Here is a 21,968-nt window from a genome sequence, read left to right as displayed (position 1 = left end):
CGGGATTCCCGGGTCCCGGGTCCCGGGTCCCAGGGCTCAGGGCTCAGGGCTCAGGGCTCAGGGCTCAGGGCTCAGGGCTCAGGGCTCAGGGCTCAGGGCTCAGGGCTCAGGGCTCAGCTCAGGATGATCATCGAGCCCTGGGCCAGGCTCCGGGTCGCCGCCGCGTGCAGGCCCAGCCACACATGGCGCTCCCGGGCGAAGGGGCCGTCGTCGTAGGGGAGCGGTACGGCCGGTTCCTCCAGGGCCGTGGGGCGGTCCGGCGGGAGCGGCGGCGCCGGGGGGTTCGCCGGGTCGATGCCGATCGAGGGCGCCACGAACTGGAGTTCGCGCAGGAGTCCGTACGAGGAGCCGAGCGGTCCGCCGCCCTCCAGGAGCTCGTCGTTGGCGAGGGGGGCGGGGAAGTCGACCGGTACGTAGGAGCCCGCGTGGTCGTAGTGCCAGACCAGGTGCGACTGCTGGGCGGTCGACTCGAACATCTCCAGGAGCTGCTCGTAGTCCCCGCCGAGCTCGCCGACCGGCTCGACCGGCAGCCCGTGCACCTGGAGCAGATAGGCGCGGCGCAGGAAGTGCAGGGCCTCGTAGTCGAATCCGGCCACCGGGGCGACCTCGCCCGAGAGGCCCGGCATGTACGCGTAGACGGGCACGGTCGGCAGGCCGGACGCGCTGAGCACGGCGTCGTACGCGGCGATCTCTTCGGCGAAGGGGTTGTCGGGGCTGTGGCACAGCACGTCGACTAGGGGGACCAGCCACAGGTCACAGGCCAAGGGAGGCTCGCTCTCCGTCAGTTCACGTCGGTTCGCGTCGGTTCGCGGGGATGGTCAGGGTAGTCGGCCCGGCGGGCGGCGCCCACCCGCTGGGGACCTGCCCCGGGAGGCGGGGCCTCAATCCGACGGGTCTCAGCGGGCCCGGTGCTCCAGGCGGTCCGCCCAGGCCAGGGAGTGCTCGTCGTAGTCCCGTACGACCTCGGCGGAGGTGCGGGTGTCACCACGGGTGACCGCGTCGACCAGTTCGACGTGACGGCTCCAGAGCTGGGCGGGAAGGTCCCGTTCGGCGCGCAGGTGGGGCACGGAGAAGGCCCAGCCCTGGACGCGGAGCCGGTGCAGGAAGTCGGCGATGTGGTCGTTGGCGGCGACCAGACGGCCCAGCTCGCGCCAGTAGCGGATGTCGTAGCCGATGAGGATGTCGAGGTCCCCGGCGCGGGCGGCGCGGGCGGCGGCCTCTCCCCTGCGCCGTACGGAGACGAGCGCGACCCCGAGACCGGGCTCGGGCCCGGGGGCCTGGCGGCGGGCGGCGGGGGCGGTCGTGCAGCGGCGCAGGACGCCGTCGACGACGAGCGTGCGGGCTTCGACCATCCGCCGGTAGTCGTCCACGGAGTACCGGTGGACGCGGAAGCCCCGGTGCTGGTCGGAGTCGAGGAGGCCCTGCGCGCAGAGGTCGACCAGGGCTTCCCGCACGGGGGTCGCGGAGACGCCGTACTGCTCGGCGATCTGCTTGACGGTGAACTCCTGGCCCGCCTTGAGACGCCCCGCGACCACTTCGTCACGGAGCGCGTCCGCGATCTGCTGCCGCAGGGTGTTGCGGGTGACGGCTCCGCTCGCGGGCATGTGGTCGGTCCCCCTCCGTCCGGTTCCGGACACCCTAGTCCAGTCGGACGGAGGGGACCCGCGTCGTGGTTACGCGGTGTGCTCGTCGGCGACCGTCAGGGCCGCGTCCAGGGCCGCGAGGCCCTCCTTGGCCTCCGCCTCGGTGACGTTGCAGGCGGGGACGGCGTGGGTGCGGTTCATGTTCACGAAGGGCCAGAGGCCGTTCTTCTTCGCGGCGGCGGCGAAGGCGGCCATGGGCGCGTTGGCCTCGCCCGCCGCGTTGTACGGGACGAGGGGCTCGCGGGTCTCGCGGTTCCTGACCAGTTCGAGGGCCCAGAAGACGCCGGTGCCGCGGACCTCGCCGACGGAGGGGTGGCGCTCGGCCAGCTCGCGCAGTCCGGGGCCGAGCACGGTCTCGCCGATGTGGGCGGCGTTCTCGACGACCTTCTCGTCCTCCATCACCTGGATGGTGGCGACGGCGGCGGCGCAGGCCAGCGGGTGACCGGAGTAGGTCAGACCGCCGGGGTAGGGGCGCTTGTCGAAGGTGGCGGCGATCTCGGCGTTGATGGCGACGCCGCCGAGCGGCACGTAGCCGGAGTTCACGCCCTTGGCGAAGGTCATCAGGTCGGGCACGACGTCGAAGTGCTCGGCGGCGAACCACCTGCCGGTGCGGCCGAATCCGGCCATGACCTCGTCGAGGACGAAGACGATGCCGTACTTGTCGCAGATCGCGCGGACGCCCGCGAGGTAGCCGGGCGGCGGGGTCATGATGCCCGCGGTCCCGGGCACGGTCTCCAGGATGATCGCGGCGATCGTCGCCGGACCCTCGAAGGCGATCGTGTCCTCCAGGTGCTGGAGGGCCCGCGCGCTCTCCTCCGCCTCGGTGGTGGCGTAGAAGGGCGAGCGGTAGAGGAAGGGGGCCCAGAAGTGCACGACACCAGCGGAGGCGGTGTCGGAGGGCCAGCGGCGCGGGTCACCGGTGAGGTTGATCGCGGTGGAGGTGGCGCCGTGGTACGAGCGGTAGGCGGAGAGCACCTTCGTACGGCCGGTGTGCAGCCGGGCCATGCGGACGGCGTTCTCGACGGCCTCGGCACCGCCGTTGGTGAAGAAGATCTTGTCCAGGTCGCCGGGGGTGCGCTCGGCGATGAGGCGGGCGGCCTCGGAGCGGACGTCGACGGCGAAGGCGGGCGCGAAGGTGGCGAGCTTCCCGGCCTGCTCCTGGATGGCGGCGACCACCGTGGGGTGCTGGTAGCCGATGTTGGTGTAGACGAGGCCGCTGGTGAAGTCGAGGTAGCGGTTTCCGTCGTAGTCCCAGAAGTACGAACCCTCGGCGCCTGCCACGGCGAGCGGGTCGATCAGGCCCTGGGCGGACCAGGAGTGGAAGACGTGCGCGCGGTCGGCGGCCTTGACGGCGGCCCCGGCCTGGGGGTCGGGTTCGATGACATGAGGGGTCATGGGGTCGAGGGTAAGGAACCGCAGGTGGGGCGGGCCATGGCCATCCTGTCCATCGAGACCGGGGCGGACGCGACACCTTGTTTCCCGGACCTCCCCGACCCACCACCGAGCCGGGGTTCATTGACAGCACGCTGTCGTCATGACAGCCTTCTGTCATGATGAACACGACGGTCCACCTCGCTGTGTACGACACCCTCGCCGACTGGGAGACCGGGCACGCCACGGCCTGGCTCGCCCGCGCCGGATTCACGGTCAGGACGGTCGGCCCGGTCGCGGGCGAGCCCGTCACGACCCTCGCGGGCCTGCGGATCGTGCCCGATCTGTCCCTCGGCGACCTGCGGCCCGAGGACAGCGCGCTGCTGATCCTGCCCGGCGCCGACACCTACGACGAGGGCGACGGACTCGCCCCCTTCACCGCCAAGGCCCGCGCCTTCCTCGACGCCGGGGTCCCGGTCGCCGCGATCTGCGGTGCCACGGCGGGCCTGGCCCGGGAGGGCCTGCTCGACGACCGCGCCCACACCGGCGCCGCCTCCTTCCACCTCGCCGCCACCGGCTACCGGGGCGCCGGGCGGTACGTCGAGGCGGACGCGGTGACCGACGGCGACCTGATCACGGCGGGCCCGACCGAGCCGGTCGCCTTCGCGCGCGAGATCTTCGCCCGGCTCGGCGCGTACGAGGGGAAGCGGGACGCCTGGTACCGCCTCTTCCACGACTCGGACCCGGCGGCCTTCGCCGAACTGAACGCGCGGGAGGCGTAGATGGGCCGGGCAGGGCAGGACGCCCTGTCCCGTACCGCCCTCGGCGTCTTCCGGCTCAACGGGCAGTTCCTCAGCGTCTCGGAGGAGCTGGCCGCGCCCGCCGGACTGACCGCCGCCTGGTGGCAGGTCCTCGGGGCGGTCCTCCCGGAGCCCCTGCCGGTGGCCGGGATCGCCCGGGTCATGGGCATCACCCGGCAGAGCGTCCAGCGGATCGCGGACCTGCTGGTGCGGGAGGGTCTCGCCGCGTACGAGCCGAATCCGGCGCACCGCCGCGCCAAGCTGCTCGCCCCCACCGGGGCGGGCCGGGCGGCGGTCCGGGAGATCGAGCCGGGCCACGCGCGGCTCGCCGCCGCGCTCCTGCGGGAACTGGGCGGCCAGGAGGCCTTCGACGAGACGGTACGGGTCCTGGACCGGCTCTCGGCGGCGCTCGACGCGGCCGGGGCGGACCTCGGGGCGGAGTGAGCGGGCGGGCCGGGGCCGTACGGGAGGCCGGGGTGACGGCCCGGCCGCGCGGGAGCCGGCGGCGGACCGCTCTCCCCTCGGGCGCGGGCGGGCGGGGCGGCTCAGGCGAGCAGTTCGCAGACGACGCTGCGCAGCAGTCTCGGGTGGACGAAGCGGTCCGGCGCGGTCGGCGGACAGCGCCAGGACAGCGGCCAGGTCCGGCCCGTCAACGCCGGTACCGGAACATAACTCGCATGGGCGGGACCCGCGTTGAGCCGGGTCACTCCCCGGGGCCACGGCCGGTGCGCGGTCGTGCCGGGCGGGACGAGGAAGTAGACCCCGCGGCGCCCGTTCGCCTCGGCGACCACCGGCCCCGGGTCGCCGGCGGTGAGCGCCTCTATCCAGTCGGCGAGCCGTCGCCCCTCGTCGCCGTCGACTCGAACGGCGTCGAACTGCACTCCGGCCTTGCGGAGTTGGAATCCTGAAACCGGAATCCAATCCACGGTCACTTCCCGGTTGTCGTCGTTCACAGGGCCATGTTCCCGCTTCGGCGGCGGGCCCGCGCGCGTCGCGGGCCCGCCGCCCGGACCGTGCCCCGGTGGGGGCGGCCCGTCGGGAGGGATCAGCAGGACAGGTTCGCCCCGGTGGGGACGCCCAGGATCTGGGTGAACTGCGTGTACTTGTTGATGCGGCTCTGGACCTGGGCGGGGTTGCCGCCGTTGCACTCCAGGATGCCGTTGATGGAACGGATGGTCTCGCCGAAGCCCACGCCGTTGACGATGGCGTTGTGCGGGGTCATGGTGCCGGGGCCGTTCTGGGTGTTCCAGTACCAGAGACCGGTCTGCATGGCGACGGCCGGGTCCTGCTCGACCTTCCAGGGGTTGTTGAGGAGGTCGATGCCGAGGGCGTCACCGGCGGCCTTGTAGTTGAAGTTCCAGGAGAGCTGGATGGGGCCGCGGCCGTAGTAGGCGGCCTGTCCCGCGGGGCAGCCGTAGGGCTTGCCCGCGTCGCAGTAGTGGGGGTAGTTCGCGGTGTTCTGCTCGACGATGTAGAAGAGCCCGCCGGTCTCGTGGGAGACGTTGGCGAGGAAGGCCGCGGCCTCCTGCTTCTTCACGGTGTCGCTGCCGGTCTTGGCGAAGGCGGGGTAGGACTTGGTGGCGGAGACGAGGCCCGCGTACGTGTAGAAGGGGTTCCGGTTCGGGAACATCTGGTTGAACTGCGCCTCGGAGACCACGAACCCGGAGGGGTCCGGGTTGCCGCCGCCGTCGCCGCAGGCGCCCTGGTCGCGCCAGACGTCCGCGGTGCCGGGACGCTCGTTGAGCGTCCACCACTTCGCATACCAGTTCCGGCCGTTGAGCGAGGCGGTCATGCCGCCGGTGTAGACGCTGCCCGAGTTCCAGGCGCCGACGCAGGCGGGTGCGGCGCCCGCGGTGGCGGAGGGGACGAGTACGGCGATTCCTAGGGCCGTACAGAGTGCTGCCATCACGGCGAGCAACTTACGCAGCATGTGCGCTTCCTTCCGGGTGGGGCCGGGTGGGGGAAGCCACAGCGAAGCGTGATTGGTCTGGACCCGTCAAGGTCTAGACCAGAACTTGTGACGATCGGGATGGACTTGGGGGTGGGATTGGCGTAGCTCCCACCGGAGCTACGCCAATTCCCTTGCCGCTAGAGCAGGTTGTAGATCTGGTAGCCGTAGCCGATCTTCACCGGCTTCTGGAACGGGGCTGCGGCGTTGCCCGTACCCGAGTAACGCAGCAGGTCACCGTTGGTCTTCCGGGCGATCAGGTCCGTCCGGCCGTCCATGTCCAGGTCGCCGACGGAAAGCAGCCGGTCGAACGCGTTCCAGCCACCGCCGATCTTCGCGCGGCCCGCGAAGGGGGCCTTGTAGTTGCCGGTGCCCTTGTAGAGCCACAGGACGCCCGACTTGTCGCGGGCGACGATGTCGGCCTTGCCGTCACCGGTCAGGTCGCCCTGTCCGGCGATCTGGCCGTACTGGTCCCAGCCGCTGCCGACCCGGGCGCGCGGGGTCACCGTGCCGTTCGCGTAGGCGAGGTAGGACCACAGGACACCGGCCTTGTCGACGCCGATGAGGTCGGCCTCCTTGGCCCCGCCGATGCTGCCGGGCGACAGGACGGTGCGGTAGGTGTTCCAGCCCCGTCCGACCTTCTTCTCCTGGAAGTCGCCGTCCTCGGTGACCCGGCTGAACTCCAGTTCGCCGTCCTTGTAGAGGAGCCAGCCGCCCTCGGCCCAGCCGTCCTTGTCGTTGTCGACGTCGATCACGTCGGCCATGTAGTCGACCTCGAACGGAATGTGCTCGCGGGGCTCGAAGCCGCCCGCGAGGTCCGGGAAGTACAGGTACAGCTCGGAGGTCCGCTTGTGGACGGCGTTCATGGCGAAGGTGGGCGTCTCGACAGGAGCCTCGTCGGTGCGCGCGAGGGCACCCGCGCCCGGCGCGTTCTGCGCCCGGTGCTCGGCCACGGCCCGCGCCCGCTCGGCCACGGCCGGATCGCCGGAGGCGAGGGCCGTACCGGCGGTGGCGGCCAGCGCGACTCCGGCGGCGGTGGCGGCGAAGACGGCCCGGAACATGCTCCGGCGTCGGTCGATCATGAAGATTCCCCCCTGGGATCCTTGCGCGCGGGTCCTGGGACCGCCGCGCGCGAGCTGAGATCCGCAGCCTCTCACAGGGGTCCGACACCGCTCTGACCAGGCCCGACACCATGCCGTCCGGAATCGGCGGCTCCGGACGGAGCCGCCGGCTCCGGGTCGTGGTCCCGCCCGCCACCCCTCAGACCAGCAGCACGATCCGCCCCGGCCGGTGGCCCGCCTCCGCGCGCCGGTGGGCCTCGGCGGCCTCCTCCAGCGGGAGGACGTCAGCGATCCGGGTGGCCAGTTCCCGCGCGGCGACCCGCTCCAGCATCCCCTTCAGCCGGGCGCCGTCCGGGACCGCCTGTACGGCCTTCACGGTGATGTCCCGCTCGGCGACCGGCGCCCGCTCGCCGGACGCCGTGACGAAGACCCCGCCGTCCTTGAGCGCGGGCAGCAGCGGGTCGCCGATCAGGGCCGCGTCGAAGATGCCGTCGAGGCGCTCCGGGGCGAAGCCCAGCACCCCCGTGATGACGTCCTCCGGCGCCCCGCGCGGCACCACCGTCTCCGCTCCGAGGAGGAGCAGTTCGGCCTCGTCGCCGCTGTTGGCCAGGGCCGCCACCCGGAGCCCGGCCGCCGCCGCGTGCTGGACGGCGAACCGGCCCACCACCCCGCTCGCCCCGGTGATCAGCACCGCGGACCCCGCGGGCAGGGCCGGCAGGTCGAGGATCTGCGCGGCGGTCAGCGCGGACACCGGCACCGAGGCGGCCGTGGAGAAGTCCAGCTCGTCGGGGACCGGCGCCAGCCAGGCCGGATCGGCCAGGATCATCTCCGCGTACGTGCCCGTGGCCGCCCTCTCCGCCAGCCAGGGAACGAATCCGGCCACCCGGGTGCCCTCGGGCAGACCGGGCGCCGCGTCCAGGAGGCGGCCCGCGAAGTCGAAGCCGAGGACGAAGGGCGGCTCGATGGCCCCGAGGACGGCGGCGAAGCGCCCGGCGCGGATCTTCAGGTCCGCCTGGTTCACGGCGGTGGCCTTGATCCGTACGCGCACCCGGCCCGGGACGGCTCCGGCCTCCGGTTCGGGTCGGCGGGCCATCCTGAGGACCTCGGGTCCGCCGTAGGCGGTCACTTCGACGACACGCATGGGGTACTCCTCACGGAAGGCCCCCTCGTGGCCATTACACCCACGCTCCACACCCCCGGGCAACCCCTGATCGCCCGCCCGGGGCCCATCGGGGACCGGCCCGGGGAGCCAACGGGGGAGCCGTCGGGCGAGCCATCGGGGACCGGCCAGGGACCCACCCCGGGAATCCCCCTGGAATCCCCCGGAGAAAGTGCCGGGACCCGCTGACGGAAGGAAGAACTCCAGGTGGCGGTCGGCCGCACCACCCCCGCCGTCGCACACACGTCCGTACCGTCGCACGGGTGGAATGGCTGACCGCTGAGAACCTCATCGCCGTGGGCACCGCGCTCCTCGGCGTCCTCGTCTCCGCCGGTGCCGTCTGGTACGAGCGGCGGGTGCCGCACCGGCGGCGGATCGGCTACCGCGTCCAGCTCGACACCGCCATCGGCGACGCCGACGGCTCCCTGTCCGGCGCGGGCACGGCCGTGCGGCGCGGCTTCTTCGACGCGAGCCCCGACCTCGCCGACGCCACCCTCGTCCTGCTCAGGATCGAGAACGACGGCGCCCTCGCCCTCACCGCCGACCACTACACGGACGGCGGCCCGAACGGACTCACCGTGCGGTTCACCGGCCGCCGGGTGAAGGCGGTCGTCGTCACCGCCCCCGGCCACCCCCGGCTCCTCAGTCACTTTCCGGCCACCTGGTCCGGGCCCGCCGAGGGGGACACCGCCGTCCACCTCCCCAAGGTCCCGCTCAACCGGGGCGCCCACTACAAACTGCTCGTCCTGCTCACCGGCGGCCCGATCGGCGGGCCCGTCACCGTCGAGGGCAACATCGACGAGGGCCACGTCCACCTCAACCACAGCACCACCCCCGACGACACCCCGCCCGTCTTCAGCCGGGCCGCCCGGACCGTCACCGTCGTCCTCACCGTCTGTGTGGTCGCCCTCGCCGCGATCATCGTCCGGGAACAGGACCCGCCGCCGATCGGCTGCGCCCGGGGCACCCTCACCGTCACCGGCTCCACCGCCTTCGCGCCCGTCGTCCGGGAGCTGGCGAAGAAGTACGAGGACGACTGCGAGGGCTCGACCGTCGTCGTCGACGCGCGCGGCTCGACCACCGGGATACGGGAACTCGCCGACGCGGGGGCGAAGTCCGGCAAGGACTCCCCCGCCGTCATCGCCCTCTCCGACGGGCGCGGACCGGACGGCCACCCGCGACTGCGCCGGAGCAGGGTCGCGGTCTCCCTCTTCACCCTCGTCCTCCACGACGACGTGCCCGTCGACGACCTCACCCTGGACCAGGTCCGGCGGCTCTACCGGGGCGGGACCGACAACTGGAACCAGCTCGTCCCCGGTCTCGACCGGCCGGTCCTGCTGGTCAGCCGGAACGCCGGTTCCGGCACCAGGGAGGTCTTCCAGCGCCGGGTCCTCGGCCGCAACGAGCCCGCCGTCTCGTCCCGCGACTGCGAGCACCTCGACGATCCCGAGGCGAAGGTGATCCGCTGCGAACTCGACTCCACCGAGCAGGTCCTGGCCGCCGTCGCCCGGCTCCCCGGCGCCCTCGGCTACACCGAACTGCGGTCCGGGAGCGGTCTGAAGGGGCTGCACCGGGTGGCCCTCGACGGCAGACGGCCGGTCCTCGACGAGATCGGGGCGTCGAGCTACCCGTACCGGGAGATCGAGTACGCCTACACCTGGGGCCAGCCGCCCGCCGACTCCCTGACCTCCAGTTTCCTCACCTATATGAACCAGGGCGGCGGACAGGACGTCGTCCGCGCCCATGGGCACCTGCCCTGCGCCACCCCCGAGGGGCTGCGGATCTGCGGGGACGGCTGACTCCCCGTCTGGCATCCTCTGACGATGTGGATCCATTGAACGCGCAGGACCCGCTCGTCATCGGCCCGTTCCGGCTGCTCGGCCGTCTCGGGGTCGGCGGTATGGGCCGGGTCTTCCTGGCACGTTCGGCCGGGGGACGCACGGTCGCGGTGAAGGTGGTGCACGCCGAACTGGCCGCCCAGGACGAGTTCCGGCGCCGGTTCGCCCGCGAGGTCGCCGCCCTGGAGCGGGTCGGCGGCACCGGCACCGCGCCCGTCCTCGGTTCGGACACGGACGCCGAGGCGCCGTGGGTGGCGATCGGTTACGTGCCGGGGCCCTCGCTGCGGACCGTGGTCGGCGACGAGTCCGGGCCGCTGCCGCCCGCGAGCGTGAAGGCGCTGGCCGGGGGGCTCGCCCGCGCCCTCGTCCACATCCACGCCGCCGGACTCGTCCACCGCGACCTCAAGCCCTCGAACGTCCTGCTGACCGTCGACGGCCCCCGGCTCATCGACTTCGGCATCGCGCGGGCCGTCGACACCGTCGCCGAGGGCGGCAACCTGACCACCACCGGGGCGCTCGTCGGCTCCCCCGGCTTCATGTCGCCTGAGCAGGTGCGCGGGGACCGGCTGACCCCGGCGTCGGACGTCTTCTGCCTCGGCTCGGTCCTCGGGTACGCGGCGACCGGACGGGCCCCCTTCGGTACGGCGGACAGCGGTGTCCACGCGACGATGTTCCGCATCGCCCACGACGAGCCCGATCTGACGGACCTCCCGGCCGAGCTGTCCGGGCTGATCCGCGCCTGCCTCGTCAAGGACCCGGCGGGCCGCCCGTCCGCCGCCGAGATCGCCGAGGCCCTTCCCGTCCCCGACCCCTGGCTCCCGGCGGGCGTCCTGGCCCGCCTCGGCCGCCACGCGGCCCGTCTCCTGGAGGCGGAGACGGCACCGGAGGGCCCCGCCGCCGGAGCCCGGCCCTCCGGCGCGGGAGCCGGTGACGTCGGCAGGGACGCGGGCACGGACGCCACGGCCGGTGTCAGGGGCACCCCTACGGGGGCCGGAGACGTCCGGACGAGTGCCGGTGCCGGTTCCGGCGACCGCACCCCGCAGCCGTCCGCCGGTCCCCACCGGCCGGTCACGGACCTCCCGGTCCCGGTCGGCGGGCCCACCGGCGTCCCCGCGCCCCGGCCGCCCGCCCGGCGCCGGGCCCGTACCGCCCTGGTCGCCGGGCTCGCGGCCCTCACCGTGGCGGCGGCGGGCCTCGCGTACTTCTCCTGGCCCGGCACCGGCGACGAGGGGCGGAAGAACGGGGCCACGGGCGCCGCCCGCACCCCGGGCATCGTCCCCGCCGTCTTCCTCGGCGCCTGGGAGGGCGTCCTCCAGGGCTCCCCCGACCACCCCCGGGAGACCGCCCGGATCGAGATCTCGCAGGGCGCGGCGGGCGCCAAGACCGCCGTCTACGTCCAGGTCACCGAGAACCGCATGTGCATGGGCCGCTCCCGGCTGGTCTCGGCCGACGAGGACAAGGTGGTGTTCGGGGAGTCCGACGTGACGACCAGCGTGCCCGCCCGGCGCTGTGTCCCGGCCGCCCACCAGACCCTCACCCTGCGCTCCCCCGACGTCCTCGAATGGAGTTCGGGCGCCGCGCGGGCCACCTTCCGCAAGGCCCCCACCGGCACCGAGGCCGTCCCCGCCCGCTATCTCGGCCGCTGGTCGCGCATCCCGGCGCCCGAGATGTACGGGAAGAACGACGGCCGCTACACCTCGGAGGTGACGATCACCCAGGGCCCGGTCGGCTCCCCCGTGTTCCGTGTCGTCAACGGCTATCCGCGCACGGTCGACGGCGTGCTCAGCTCGGAGGACTGGTACTGCGGTGCCACGGCCGTCCTCGCGGGCGCCGGGGGCCTCCTGGTCATCGGCCCGACCACCCAGGACACCACCGCCTGGGACCGCGAGTGCCAGCAGGGCCTCGCCGGATACCTGCTCGTCGACAAGCTGAGGGGCAAGGACCGGCTCCTCGTCTACCCGATGCTCGACGGCGAGCCGAACGAGTACTACCGGAACTGAGGGCCCCGCCGGGGCACGCGGAGGGCCCGCGCCCCGGTTCACCGGGTCGCGGGCCCTTCGTACGCGCGCGTGCTCCTACAGGAAGGAGTTGATCTCGATGGTCTCGGTGCGGCCGGGGCCGACGCCGATGGCGGAGATCGGGGCGCCCGACATCTCCTCCAGGGCCTTCACGTACGCCTGCGCGTTCTTCGGCAGGTCGGCGAAGGTCTTGGCCTTGGTGATGTCCTCGGACCAGCCCGGCAGCATCTCGTAGATCGGCTTCGCGTGGTGGAAGTCGGTCTGCGAGTAGGGCAGCTCCTCGACGCGCTTGCCGTCGATCTCGTACGCGACGCAGACGGGGATCTGCTCCCAGCCGGTGAGCACGTCCAGCTTGGTGAGGAAGAAGTCCGTCAGGCCGTTCACCCGGGTCGCGTAGCGCGCGATCGGGGCGTCGAACCAGCCGCAGCGGCGGTCACGGCCGGTGGTGACACCGCGCTCGCCGCCGATGCGGCGCAGCGCCTCGCCGTCCGCGTCGAACAGCTCGGTCGGGAACGGACCGGCGCCGACGCGGGTGGTGTACGCCTTGAGGATGCCGATGACCCGGCTGATCTTCGTCGGGCCCACGCCCGCGCCCGTGCAGGCGCCGCCCGCCGTCGGGTTCGAGGAGGTGACGAAGGGGTACGTGCCGTGGTCGACGTCGAGCAGGGTGCCCTGGCCGCCCTCGAAGAGCACGACCTTGTCCTCGTCGAGCGCGTTGTTGAGGATCAGGGTGGTGTCCGCGACGAAGGGCTTGATCTGCTCCGCGTACTGGAGCATCTCCTCGACGATCTGGGCGGCGTCGATCGCGCGGCGGTTGTAGAGCTTGGCGAGCAGCTGGTTCTTGCCCTCCAGCGCCGCCTCGACCTTCTGGGTCAGGATCGACTCGTCGTACAGGTCCTGGACCCGGATGCCCACGCGGTTGATCTTGTCGGCGTAGGTCGGGCCGATGCCCCGGCCCGTGGTGCCGATCTTCCGCTTGCCGAGGAACCGTTCCGTCACCTTGTCGAGCGTGACGTTGTACGGGGTGATCAGGTGGGCGTTTCCGCTGATCAGGAGCTTGGACGTGTCGATACCGCGCTCGTTCAGTCCGCTCAGCTCGGAGAGCAGGACCGCCGGGTCGACGACGACACCGTTTCCGATCACCGGGGTGCACCCCGGTGAGAGGATGCCGGAAGGGAGAAGGTGCAGCGCGTACTTCTGGTCGCCGACGACGACGGTGTGGCCGGCGTTGTTGCCGCCCTGGTAACGCACTACATAGTCAACGGATCCACCGAGGAGGTCGGTGGCCTTTCCCTTGCCCTCGTCACCCCACTGAGCACCGAGCAGCACAAGTGCGGGCACAGGCGTACACCCCTTCCGGGTGGGGCATGTCCAGGGTCGGGGGCCGAGGCCCGCCTCACCGGTGTGCCCCGGAATAGACGAAGCCCCTGGCGCAATAGCGCAAGGGGCTCTTGCACAAAGATGCTACCCGAGGAAGGACCGAGGTGTCGGATCACGACCAGCTACTGGTCATCGTCGACCCGGTCGCCCGGCGGTCGGACGGCGAGTCCGTGCGGATCGCGAAGGATGTCCTGTGCGCCGGGGCGGAGGTGCGGATCTGCCTGCCGGACGGGCCGGAGGAGTTCTCCCGGGCCCTGGCCAGACGCGGCTCCCGGCGTCCCGTGGTGCTCGGCGACGACCGGGCGCTGCTGCGGACGGTGGCGCTGCTGCACCGCGAGCGGGAGCTCGCCGGGGTGGTCCTCTCCCTCGTCGCGATCGGCGCCCCCGAGGCCCTGGAGACGGCCCGCGCGCTCGGCGTGCCGCGCGCGGTGCCCGCCGCCGCGCGGGCGGTCCTGGAGGGGTCGGTGCGGCGGCTCGACCTGCTGGTCGACGACAGCGACGGGGTCGTCGTCGGCGACCTCCTGGTGCCCGCCAGGCCCGTGCCCGGTCCGGCCGCCGCGTCGGTCTGGGGCACCTGCCGGTCCCTGGTCCGCACCCTGGTCCGGCCGGTCCCGGCGGAGCCTGCGGTCCGCACCCACCGGCTGCGGGTGGAGGCGGACGGGGTGCTGCTGGCGGACGTCGACGCCCCGGTGGAGGGCCTGACGGTCCGCTCGGCGGGCGGTGCGGCCGAGGTGACCGTGCACCCGGTGGCGGCGCCGCCCCGGTACGCGACCGCCCGGGTCCTCACGGTCTCGGGCCCGGACTTCCGCTACCGCGCCGACGGCCGCCTCACCGGCCCGGTCCGCCGCCGCACCTGGACGGTCGGAGCGGGCGCGTGGGGCCTGACCCTGCCACGGGAACGGTGAGCCCTTGAGGGGGACCCGGGCGCGTCGGCCCTGGTGAGCCCTTACGGGGCCGGGCGGGGCGCCCGTGTCCGTGAGCCCGTACGGGACCGGGGCCGGGCTGCCCGTACGGGCGGTACGGGGCGAGCCCGAGAACGAGCCCTGCCCTCGCACGGCCGTACGGGTGACGGTGGCCGGGCGGTGGCCCGGTGATCCCGTACGGGATCGGGCGCCCGTCCCCGTGGGCCCGTAGGAGGGCAGGGGCCCGGCTCGGGACCCGTAGGGGCGCGGCCCCCGTGAGGTCCCGGGCTCAGTTCCCGGACGGCGGCGGCGGCGCGTCCGGCGCCGTCCGGGTGCGCCGGTGGTCCGCCCAGCGGTCCAGGATGCCCAGCATCTCCCGCTGGAGGAAGGCGAAGAACTCGGCGGTCTCGGCGGTGCGCATCCCCGCCGCCGTGTGCGGGCCGAGGGTCTCCGAGCCCTCCCGCAGGACCTTCTCCCAGCGGGTGAGGACCTGGTCGCGGCGGGTGAACGTCTCGTACCAGAGCTCGTTGTGGAGGACGTACCGGTCGCGCCGGGTGCCGGGGTCGCGCTCGCGGCCGACCATGTCGACCTGGCCGAGGTAGCGGACCGCGCCGGAGACGGCGGCGGGGCTGATCCTGAGCCGCTCGGCGAGTTCCGCCGAGGTCAGCGAGCCGGTCTCGGAGGCCAGCAGGGCCGCGAAGACCCGGGCGGCCATGCGCTGCATACCCGCCTCGGTGAGTTCGGCGGCGAACCGCTCGACGAAGCGGGAGACCGCCCGCTCCTCGGCGGGAGCCGTGCCGTCGGTCCCGGTGCCGCTCATACCGCTCATCGTCTCCCTCGTCCGCCGCTGACCCCCGACTTTATACGCTTCCTTAACTTCACAAATTTGTGAAAGAAGCGTACGTTCCGAAACATGACGAAGGCAATCAGCGTCGCCGGACTCCACAAGTCCTTCGGGCGCACCCACGCGCTCGACGGCCTCGACCTCACCGTCCCCACCGGAGAGGTCCACGGCTTCCTCGGCCCCAACGGCGCCGGGAAGTCCACCACCATCCGCGTCCTCCTCGGCCTCCTGCGCCCCGACTCCGGCACCGCCCGGCTGCTCGGCGGGGACCCCTGGCACGACGCCGTGGAACTGCACCGCCGGATCGCGTACGTCCCCGGCGACGTCACCCTCTGGCGCAACCTCTCCGGCGGCGAGGTCATCGACCTCCACGGACGCCTCCGGGGCAGCCTCGACCCGGCGCGCCGCGCCGCCCTGGTCGAACGCTTCGAACTCGACCCCACCAAGAAGGGCCGCACCTACTCCAAGGGCAACCGGCAGAAGGTCGCCCTCGTCGCCGCCTTCGCCTCCGACGCCGAGCTGTTCGTCCTCGACGAACCCACCAGCGGCCTCGACCCGCTGATGGAGGAGGTCTTCCGCGAGTGCGTCCGGGAGGTCCGCGACCGGGGCCGGACCGTCCTGCTGTCGAGCCATCTGCTCAGCGAGGTCGAGGCCCTCTGCGACCGGGTCAGCATCGTCCGCGCGGGCCGCACCGTGGAGTCCGGCACGCTCGCCGGTCTGCGGCACCTCACCCGGACCGCCGTCACCGCCGAACTCGCCGCCCCGCCGGCCGGTCTCGACCGCCTCCCCGGCGTCCACGACCTCGACGTCACCGGCACCCGGGTGCGGCTCCAGGTCGACACCGAACACCTCGACGGCGTCCTGCGCACCCTCACCGCCTCGGGCGTACGGAGCCTCACCAGCGCCCCGCCCACCCTGGAGGAACTGTTCCTCCGCCACTACGCCACCGAGGGCGGGGGCCCCGACGCCACCGGGACCACCGGGGTCTCAGGGACCTCAGGGGTCTCCGAGGCCGGGGGCCCGCGATGAGCACGGCCCTCGCCGGTACCGGCACCCTCACCCGGCTCGCCCTGCGCCGCGACCGGCTGCTGATCCCCCTCTGGGTCCTCGTCACCGGCGGTCTGGTCGCCAGTGGCCCCGGCACCCTCGCGGACGTCTACCCCACCGCCGCCGACCGGGCCTCGGCCGCCGCCACCATGAGCGCCAACGGCTCGCTGCGGGCGCTCTACGGGCCCGTCCTCGACGACTCCCTCGGCGGGCTCGTCGCCTGGCGGTTCGGCACCTTCGCCGCCGTCCTCGCCGCCGTCGCGAGCCTGCTCGTCGTCGTCCGGCACACCCGCGAGGAGGAGGAGACCGGGCGCCAGGAGACGCTCTCCGCCGGGGCGGTCGGCCGCCGGGCACCGCTCACCGCCGCCCTCCTCGCCGCCCTCGCCCTGAACACGGCCGTCGCCCTCCTCGTCACCGCGGGCCTCGCGGGACAGGGCCTCGCCGGGGCGCTCGCCCTCGGCCTGGCGGTCGGCGGCACCGGCATGGTCTTCGCGGCCACCGCCGCGCTCGCCGCCCAGCTGACCGGGAGCGCCCGGCTCGCCAAGGGCCTCACCGGCGCCGCGGTCGGCCTGGCGTTCGCGCTGCGGGCGGCGGGCGACGCCCGGACCGCCGACGGGTCCTCCGCCTCGACCTGGCTCTCGCCGATCGGCTGGGCCGAGCACGTCCGCGCCTTCGCCGGGGAGCGCTGGTGGGTGCTGCTCCTGCCGCTCGCGGCCGTACTGCTCCAGACGGCGGCGGCGTACGCGCTGACCGGCCGCCGGGACGTCGGCGCGAGCTTCCTGCCGACCCGGCCGGGGCCCGCCGCGGGGCGGCTCGGCTCGGCGGGCGCGCTCGCCCTGCGCCTCCAGCGCGGCACCCTGACCGGCTGGTCGCTGGGCTTCCTGTTCTGCGGACTGCTCTTCGGCGGGATGGCGGAGGGCGCGGCGGGCATCGTCGGCGACAACGCGCGGACCCGGGAGATCATCGCCCGCATGGGCGGTCAGACCGCGCTGACCAGCGCCTTCCTGGCGACTTTCGTCTCCCTGCTCGGGATGGTCGCGGCGCTGTTCGCGGTCGGCGCGGTGCTGCGGGCGCACGGCGAGGAGACCTCGGGGCGGGCCGAACCGCTCCTCGCGGGGCCCCTCGGACGGCTCCGCTGGGCGGCCGGGCACCTGGTGGTCGCCTTCGGCGGCTCCGCCGTGGTCCTCGCCCTCGGCGGCCTCGGCCTCGCCCTCTCGTACGGGCGGGACCTCGGGCCCCTCCTCGGCGCCTCGCTCGTCCAGCTCCCGGCCGTGTGGACGCTCGCGGGGCTCGCGGTCCTGCTGTGGGGCGCGGTCCCCCGGGCCGCCGGGGCCGCGTGGGGCGCGGCCGGGATCTGTCTGGCCCTCGGCTGGGTGGGCCCGGCGCTGGGGCTGCCGCGGGCGGCCCTGGACCTCTCCCCTTACGGGCATCTGCCGAAGCTGCCGGGGCAGGGGATGGACTGGACCCCGGTCCTGGTCCTGACGGCCCTGGCCGCCGTCCTGGTGACCGCCGGACTCGCCCGGCTGCGCCACCGGGACCTGGAGGTCTGAGCGGGACCGGCCGGGGGGCTCGGCGAGGTCCGGCCCGGCCCCTGCGGCCGGGGCCGGGTCAGACCTCCACCAGCAGTTCCTCGAAGCCCCGGATGACGTAGCCCGGTCTGCGGACGGGTTCGGCGGCCAGGCGCAGGTTGGGGGCCCGGCGGAGCAGTTCGGCGAAGACCGCGGTGAGTTCCAGCCGGGCGAGCGGGGCGCCGAGGCAGTAGTGGATGCCCGCGCCGAAGGTGACGTGCGGGTTGTCGGCGCGGGTCAGGTCGAGCCGGTCGGCGGTGGGGCCGAAGCGGGCCGGGTCCCGGTTGGCGGAGCCGAGGAGCAGGGCGACCTCGGAGCCGCGCGGGATGACGGTGCCGCCGAGTTCGATGTCGTCGAGGACCCAGCGCTCGAACATCTGGAGCGGGGTGTCGTACCGCAGCAGTTCCTCCACAGCTGTGGACAACTTCTCCGGATCGGGCCGGACGCCCTCCCTCAGGAGCGTCCACCAGCCGTTGACCGTGGTGTTCACGGTGGCCTCGTGGCCCGCGTTCAGCAGGAGGACGCAGGTGGAGACCGTCTCCTGCTCGGTCAGGCCCTCCACCGCGACCAGGGACGAGATCAGGTCGTCGCCCGGTTCCCGCCGCCGCCGGGCGATCAGCTCCCGCAGATAGGCCGAGAACTCCACCGACGCCCGTACCGCCCGCCGGGCCGTGTCCTGCGAGGGGTTCAGCTCGAACATCCCGCAGATCGCCGCCGACCAGGGGCGCAGCATCCCCCGTTCCTCGTCCTGCGCCGGGATGCCCAGCATCTCGGCGATCACCGCGACCGGCAGCGGTTCCGCGACCAGCGCCTGGAGGTCGCCGCCGCCCTCCGCGACCAGCCGCCCGACCAGTTCGGCGGCGAGCCGCCGTACCGTCGGGGCCAGTTCCTCCACGGTCCTCGGGGTGAACGCCGTGGACACCAGCCGCCGGATGCGGGCGTGGTCCGCCCCCTCCAGGTCGAGCAGCCCGTGGTCGTTGAGCGTGTGGAAGGGCTCGTACGCGGCGGGCGGCGCCTCCCGCCCGAACTCCTCGTGGCTGAAGCGGTGGGTGTACGTGCGCCCCAGCCGCCGGTCCCTGAGCAGGGCCGACACGTCCGCGTGGTGCGGGACGAGCCACTGCCGGGCCGGACCGTGCCAGTGGACGCGGCCCGCCGCCCGCAGGGTGGCGTAGGCGGGGTAGGGATCGGCGACGAACCCGGGCGACCAGGGGTCGTACACGGCGGAGACGTCGTCCGTACGGGGGTCCGGGGAAGCGGAAGCGTCCATGACCGGACGCTACCGCCACCCGGCCCCGGACACGCCCCGGGGCCGGAAAGCCCCCCTCTCGGGATCCGCTCCCCGGCCCCGGGGGGCTGTTCCTTCCGCCGGGCCTTCCCGGCCCTGCCGGGCCACGGGAACGTCAGGGGCCTAGCCTCCGGCGCGTACGAGCCCCGCCTCGTAGGCGAAGACCGCCGCCTGGGTGCGGTCGCGCAGGGCCAGCTTCACCAGGATGCGGCTGACGTGCGTCTTGATGGTGGACTCGGCGACCACCAGGTGATCGGCGATCTCGGCGTTCGACAGGCCCTGCGCGATCAGTACCAGGACCTCCGTCTCGCGCTCCGTCAGCTCCCCGATCTGCGCCATCGCGGGCGGCCGGGGGCCGCTGCCCGGGGCCTTCGCGAACTCGTTGATCAGCCGCTTCGTCACGCTCGGCGCCAGGAGCGCCTCGCCCGCCGCGACCACCCGCACGCCGTCCGCGAGCTGCCGGGCCGAGGCGTCCTTGAGGAGGAAGCCGGAGGCCCCCGCGCGCAGCGCCTGGTACACGTACTCGTCCAGGTCGAAGGTGGTCAGGACGAGGACCTTCGCGTCCGCGTCGGCGGCGACGATCTCCCGGGTGGCGTCGAGGCCGTTCAGCTCGGGCATCCGGATGTCCATCAGGACCACGTCCGGGCGGAGGGCGGCGACCTGGGTGACGGCCTCCCGGCCGTTGACCGCCTCTCCGACGACCTCGATGTCCGGCATGGCGCCCAGCAGCACCGAGAAGCCCTCGCGGACCATCATCTGGTCGTCGACGATCAGGACGCGGATCATCGGTCGGTCTCCTCGCGGCTCACGGGGATGTAGGCGGTCACCTCGTAGCCGCCGTCCCCGGTGGACTCGGCCGTCATCTCCCCGCCGAGCATCGTGACACGCTCCCGCATCCCGGTGATGCCGTGTCCGGCGCCCGGCGAGGGCTTCACCAGGCCCCGGGCGGGGCCGTTGGCGACGCGGAGTCCGATCCCGCCGAGGACATAGCCGATCTCGACCTTCGCCCCGGCGCCCGGCGCGTGCCGCAGCACGTTCGACAGGGCCTCCTGGACGATCCGGTACGCGGAGAGCTCCACGCCCGGCGGCAGCTCCCGTACGGCGCCGGTGACCACCTTGTCGACGGTGAGCCCGGCCTCCCGCACATTGGCGACGAGCCCTTCGAGGTCGGCGAGGGTCGGCTGCGGGGCGTCGGGGGCCTCGTAGTCCTCGGCGCGGACGACACCGAGGATGCGGCGCAGTTCGGTGAGGGCGGAGACGGCGTTCTCGCGGATGGTGCGGAAGGCCTGCTCCAGCTCCGGCGGCGGGTTCTCGACCCGGTAGGGGGCTGCCTCCGCCTGGATGGCGACGACCGACATGTGGTGGGCGACGACGTCGTGGAGCTCGCGGGCGATGGTGGTGCGCTCCTCCAGGAGGGTCCGCTTGGAGCGCTCCTCCGCGGTGACGGTCTGCTGCGCGGTGACCTCCAGATCGGCCTGGCGGCGGACCTGGAAGACGGTCACGGTGAGCAGGACGAGGGCGGAGAAGAACAGCATCGGGGCGGCTTCGGTGAGGCCGCCGAAGCCGAAGAAGAGCTGGAAGAACACGCAGTAGGCGGCCGTCACGACCCACATCCACGCGGCGGCCCGGGGCCGGGTGCGGGCGGCGACCACTCCGAGGACGATCAGATGGGTGGCGAACGAGGCGTGCGACCAGGGCCAGTTGCCGCCCGAGCCGCCGAGGTAGGCGATGAAGGGCGCGGTGCCCAGCGAGACCCAGAAGGCGAGCGTCGGCCGGATCAGGGTGAGCAGCACGACGGCGGCGGGGACGCAGGCGATCACGATCGACAGCACGCCGAAGCCGTAGTAGATCCGCTGGTATCCCAGGGCGAAGACGATCAGCGCGCAGAACCCGACGAAGGCGTGCGGGAGCAGTCCGGCGTAGGGCCGTACCGGCCGGGGCAGGAAGCGCGCGGGGCCGGTCGCCACGTTCGCGCGGGGCAGCGGCCGGAAGACGGCCACGTCACGGAAGAGCTCCTGGCTCAGCCCGCCGAGAGCCGCCTGCGCCAGGCGGATCTCGGGGCTGCGGCTCGTTTCGGGGATCTGTGTCTGGGTCACGTTCAACACGGTACGGGGGCCGCGGCGCCGGGTCGTCCGGCTGGATGCGGATCCTCCGGGGTCCCTCCTGAGTACTACGGAACCCAGTATTCCGCCCGCGATGACGAGACTCCCGTCCCCCGGGCCGCCGTCACCAGGCGAGCTGGGCGATCTCCTCCGCGACCACCGCGCAGGCGTCGGCCGCCGGGTCGATCAGCGGGAAGTGGCCGACGCCCTCCAGGAGCGTCAGGCCGACCACCTCGCCCGCGGCGGCGGCCGCGTCGGCGTACGCGTCGGCGACTGCGGGGGGCACGACGAGGTCCTCGCGGCCCTGGACGACGATGGTCGCGATCCCGGTCGGCAGCAGCCGCGAGGGGTCGGCCGAGGCCGCCCGCTCCCCGGCCGCGTCCGGTCCCCCGAGCAGTTCGGTGACCGCCCCGCCGCACACCCCCAGCTCGACGGCGCGGCCGAAGTGGGCGACCGGGGCGAGCGCGACGACCCCGCGCAGCGGCGGCGGACCGGACAGCCGCCACGGCGATCCGGCGGGCAGGACGTGCCGGGCGGCGGCCCACAGGGCGAGCTGGCCGCCCGCCGAGTGGCCGGTGAGCACGATCCGTCCGGTGTCGGCCCGCGGCAGGTGCGCGGCGGCGAGTTCCGGTACGGCGTCGAGCGCGGCGGCCACGTCGTCGAAGGTCTCCGGCCAGCGCCCGGCGACCGGGGCGCCACCGCCCTGCCGGGGGAGGCCGCCGCCGCGCCGGTACTCGACACTGGCGACGGCGAAGCCCCGGCGGGCCAGGAAGTCCACGAACGGCGTCAGATGCGCCCGGTCGTACGGTGACCTCCAGGCGCCCCCGTGCAGGGCGACCACGAGCGGGGCGCGGGTCGCGCCGCCCCGGGGCGCGTAGAAGTCGATCACCTGGTCCGGGTGCTCGCCGTAGGCCGCGGAGGCGTCCGGGGCGACGGCCGGGTGCGAGAAGGCGGACGCCTCTTCGGCGGCACCGCGCGCGGCGGGGTCCGACATGCTGTTCC

20 protein-coding genes are annotated in these 21,968 nt (G+C 73.7%); 7 read left to right on the top strand and 13 right to left on the bottom strand.

The features are described 5' to 3' along the window. Positions 1-113: 113 nt before the first annotated feature. The 3 genes from ACIO92_RS11900 to ACIO92_RS11890 form a co-directional block, all read right to left on the bottom strand. Positions 114-764, bottom strand: coding sequence for a hypothetical protein (locus ACIO92_RS11900; RefSeq protein ID WP_366441974.1), 651 nt, complete (start codon positions 762-764; stop codon positions 114-116). Positions 765-896: 132 nt separating this feature from the next. Further along, the gene (locus ACIO92_RS11895) at positions 897-1,604 is read right to left on the bottom strand and encodes a GntR family transcriptional regulator (protein WP_366441973.1); all 708 of its coding nucleotides are present in this window, start codon (positions 1,602-1,604) and stop codon (positions 897-899) included. A 69-nt stretch (positions 1,605-1,673) separates the two neighbouring features. Then, entirely contained in the window at positions 1,674-3,038 is a 1,365-nt protein-coding gene (locus tag ACIO92_RS11890) for an aspartate aminotransferase family protein (RefSeq protein ID WP_366441972.1), read from the bottom strand. Between the two features lie 155 nt (positions 3,039-3,193). Here ACIO92_RS11890 and ACIO92_RS11885 point away from each other — a divergent pair, with 155 nt between their 5' ends. After that, positions 3,194-3,796 carry a DJ-1/PfpI family protein gene (locus tag ACIO92_RS11885; protein WP_402279962.1) on the top strand — a complete coding sequence of 201 codons (603 nt, stop codon included), beginning with the start codon at positions 3,194-3,196 and terminating at the stop codon, positions 3,794-3,796. After that, positions 3,797-4,258, top strand: coding sequence for a MarR family winged helix-turn-helix transcriptional regulator (locus tag ACIO92_RS11880; protein WP_402279964.1), 462 nt, complete (start codon positions 3,797-3,799; stop codon positions 4,256-4,258). Between the two features lie 101 nt (positions 4,259-4,359). Here the strand turns inward: ACIO92_RS11880 and ACIO92_RS11875 are convergent, their stop codons facing one another. The 4 genes from ACIO92_RS11875 to ACIO92_RS11860 form a co-directional block, all read right to left on the bottom strand. Next, entirely contained in the window at positions 4,360-4,746 is a 387-nt protein-coding gene (locus tag ACIO92_RS11875) for a hypothetical protein (protein WP_366442130.1), read from the bottom strand. 113 nt (positions 4,747-4,859) lie between these two features. After that, positions 4,860-5,720 (bottom strand): glycoside hydrolase family 19 protein, encoded by an 861-nt coding sequence (locus tag ACIO92_RS11870; protein WP_401235475.1) that lies wholly within the window; start codon positions 5,718-5,720, stop codon positions 4,860-4,862. A 182-nt stretch (positions 5,721-5,902) separates the two neighbouring features. Beyond that, a complete protein-coding gene (locus tag ACIO92_RS11865; protein WP_366441968.1) occupies positions 5,903-6,844 on the bottom strand; it encodes an FG-GAP-like repeat-containing protein in 942 nt (313 codons plus the stop codon). Between the two features lie 178 nt (positions 6,845-7,022). Then, positions 7,023-7,964: a zinc-binding dehydrogenase gene (locus tag ACIO92_RS11860; RefSeq protein WP_401235130.1), complete on the bottom strand. Its 942-nt coding sequence runs from the start codon at positions 7,962-7,964 to the stop codon at positions 7,023-7,025. Between the two features lie 281 nt (positions 7,965-8,245). On the opposite strand from ACIO92_RS11860, the gene ACIO92_RS11855 reads away from it, so the two are divergent. Both ACIO92_RS11855 and ACIO92_RS11850 read left to right on the top strand, forming a co-directional pair. Continuing rightward, positions 8,246-9,781, top strand: coding sequence for a substrate-binding domain-containing protein (locus ACIO92_RS11855; RefSeq protein ID WP_366441966.1), 1,536 nt, complete (start codon positions 8,246-8,248; stop codon positions 9,779-9,781). Positions 9,782-9,807: 26 nt separating this feature from the next. After that, positions 9,808-11,820: a serine/threonine-protein kinase gene (locus tag ACIO92_RS11850; RefSeq protein WP_402279967.1), complete on the top strand. Its 2,013-nt coding sequence runs from the start codon at positions 9,808-9,810 to the stop codon at positions 11,818-11,820. 75 nt (positions 11,821-11,895) lie between these two features. Here ACIO92_RS11850 and ACIO92_RS11845 read toward each other — a convergent pair whose 3' ends face one another. Continuing rightward, positions 11,896-13,179 (bottom strand): adenylosuccinate synthase, encoded by a 1,284-nt coding sequence (locus tag ACIO92_RS11845; RefSeq protein ID WP_351785676.1) that lies wholly within the window; start codon positions 13,177-13,179, stop codon positions 11,896-11,898. A gap of 143 nt (positions 13,180-13,322) precedes the next feature. Here ACIO92_RS11845 and ACIO92_RS11840 point away from each other — a divergent pair, with 143 nt between their 5' ends. Further along, a complete protein-coding gene (locus ACIO92_RS11840; RefSeq protein ID WP_402279969.1) occupies positions 13,323-14,123 on the top strand; it encodes a diacylglycerol kinase in 801 nt (266 codons plus the stop codon). 286 nt (positions 14,124-14,409) lie between these two features. Here ACIO92_RS11840 and ACIO92_RS11835 read toward each other — a convergent pair whose 3' ends face one another. Continuing rightward, the gene (locus tag ACIO92_RS11835; protein ID WP_402279971.1) at positions 14,410-14,940 is read right to left on the bottom strand and encodes a GbsR/MarR family transcriptional regulator; all 531 of its coding nucleotides are present in this window, start codon (positions 14,938-14,940) and stop codon (positions 14,410-14,412) included. 93 nt (positions 14,941-15,033) lie between these two features. On the opposite strand from ACIO92_RS11835, the gene ACIO92_RS11830 reads away from it, so the two are divergent. Further along, positions 15,034-15,993 carry an ATP-binding cassette domain-containing protein gene (locus ACIO92_RS11830; RefSeq protein ID WP_402279973.1) on the top strand — a complete coding sequence of 320 codons (960 nt, stop codon included), beginning with the start codon at positions 15,034-15,036 and terminating at the stop codon, positions 15,991-15,993. Further along, entirely contained in the window at positions 15,990-17,561 is a 1,572-nt protein-coding gene (locus ACIO92_RS11825) for an ABC transporter permease (protein ID WP_401235144.1), read from the top strand. Before ACIO92_RS11830 ends, ACIO92_RS11825 begins: the two co-directional genes overlap by 4 nt. Positions 17,562-17,619: 58 nt before the next feature. Here the strand turns inward: ACIO92_RS11825 and ACIO92_RS11820 are convergent, their stop codons facing one another. From ACIO92_RS11820 to ACIO92_RS11805, 4 genes are all read right to left on the bottom strand, one after another. Beyond that, positions 17,620-18,846: a cytochrome P450 gene (locus ACIO92_RS11820; protein WP_402279975.1), complete on the bottom strand. Its 1,227-nt coding sequence runs from the start codon at positions 18,844-18,846 to the stop codon at positions 17,620-17,622. Positions 18,847-18,987: 141 nt separating this feature from the next. Then, the gene (locus ACIO92_RS11815) at positions 18,988-19,650 is read right to left on the bottom strand and encodes a response regulator transcription factor (protein ID WP_351785660.1); all 663 of its coding nucleotides are present in this window, start codon (positions 19,648-19,650) and stop codon (positions 18,988-18,990) included. Beyond that, on the bottom strand, positions 19,647-20,969 hold the full coding sequence (locus ACIO92_RS11810; protein ID WP_402054667.1) for a sensor histidine kinase: 1,323 nt from the start codon (positions 20,967-20,969) through the stop codon (positions 19,647-19,649). Before ACIO92_RS11810 ends, ACIO92_RS11815 begins: the two co-directional genes overlap by 4 nt. Before the next feature lie 121 nt (positions 20,970-21,090). After that, complete coding sequence (locus ACIO92_RS11805) at positions 21,091-21,960, bottom strand: alpha/beta hydrolase (RefSeq protein WP_401235152.1); 870 nt, start codon at positions 21,958-21,960, stop codon at positions 21,091-21,093. Positions 21,961-21,968: the final 8 nt, after the last annotated feature.

The organism is Streptomyces sp. NPDC087215 (assembly GCF_044744885.1).
Lineage (GTDB): Bacteria > Actinomycetota > Actinomycetes > Streptomycetales > Streptomycetaceae > Streptomyces.
This window is presented reverse-complemented; position numbering and strand designations above follow the sequence as displayed.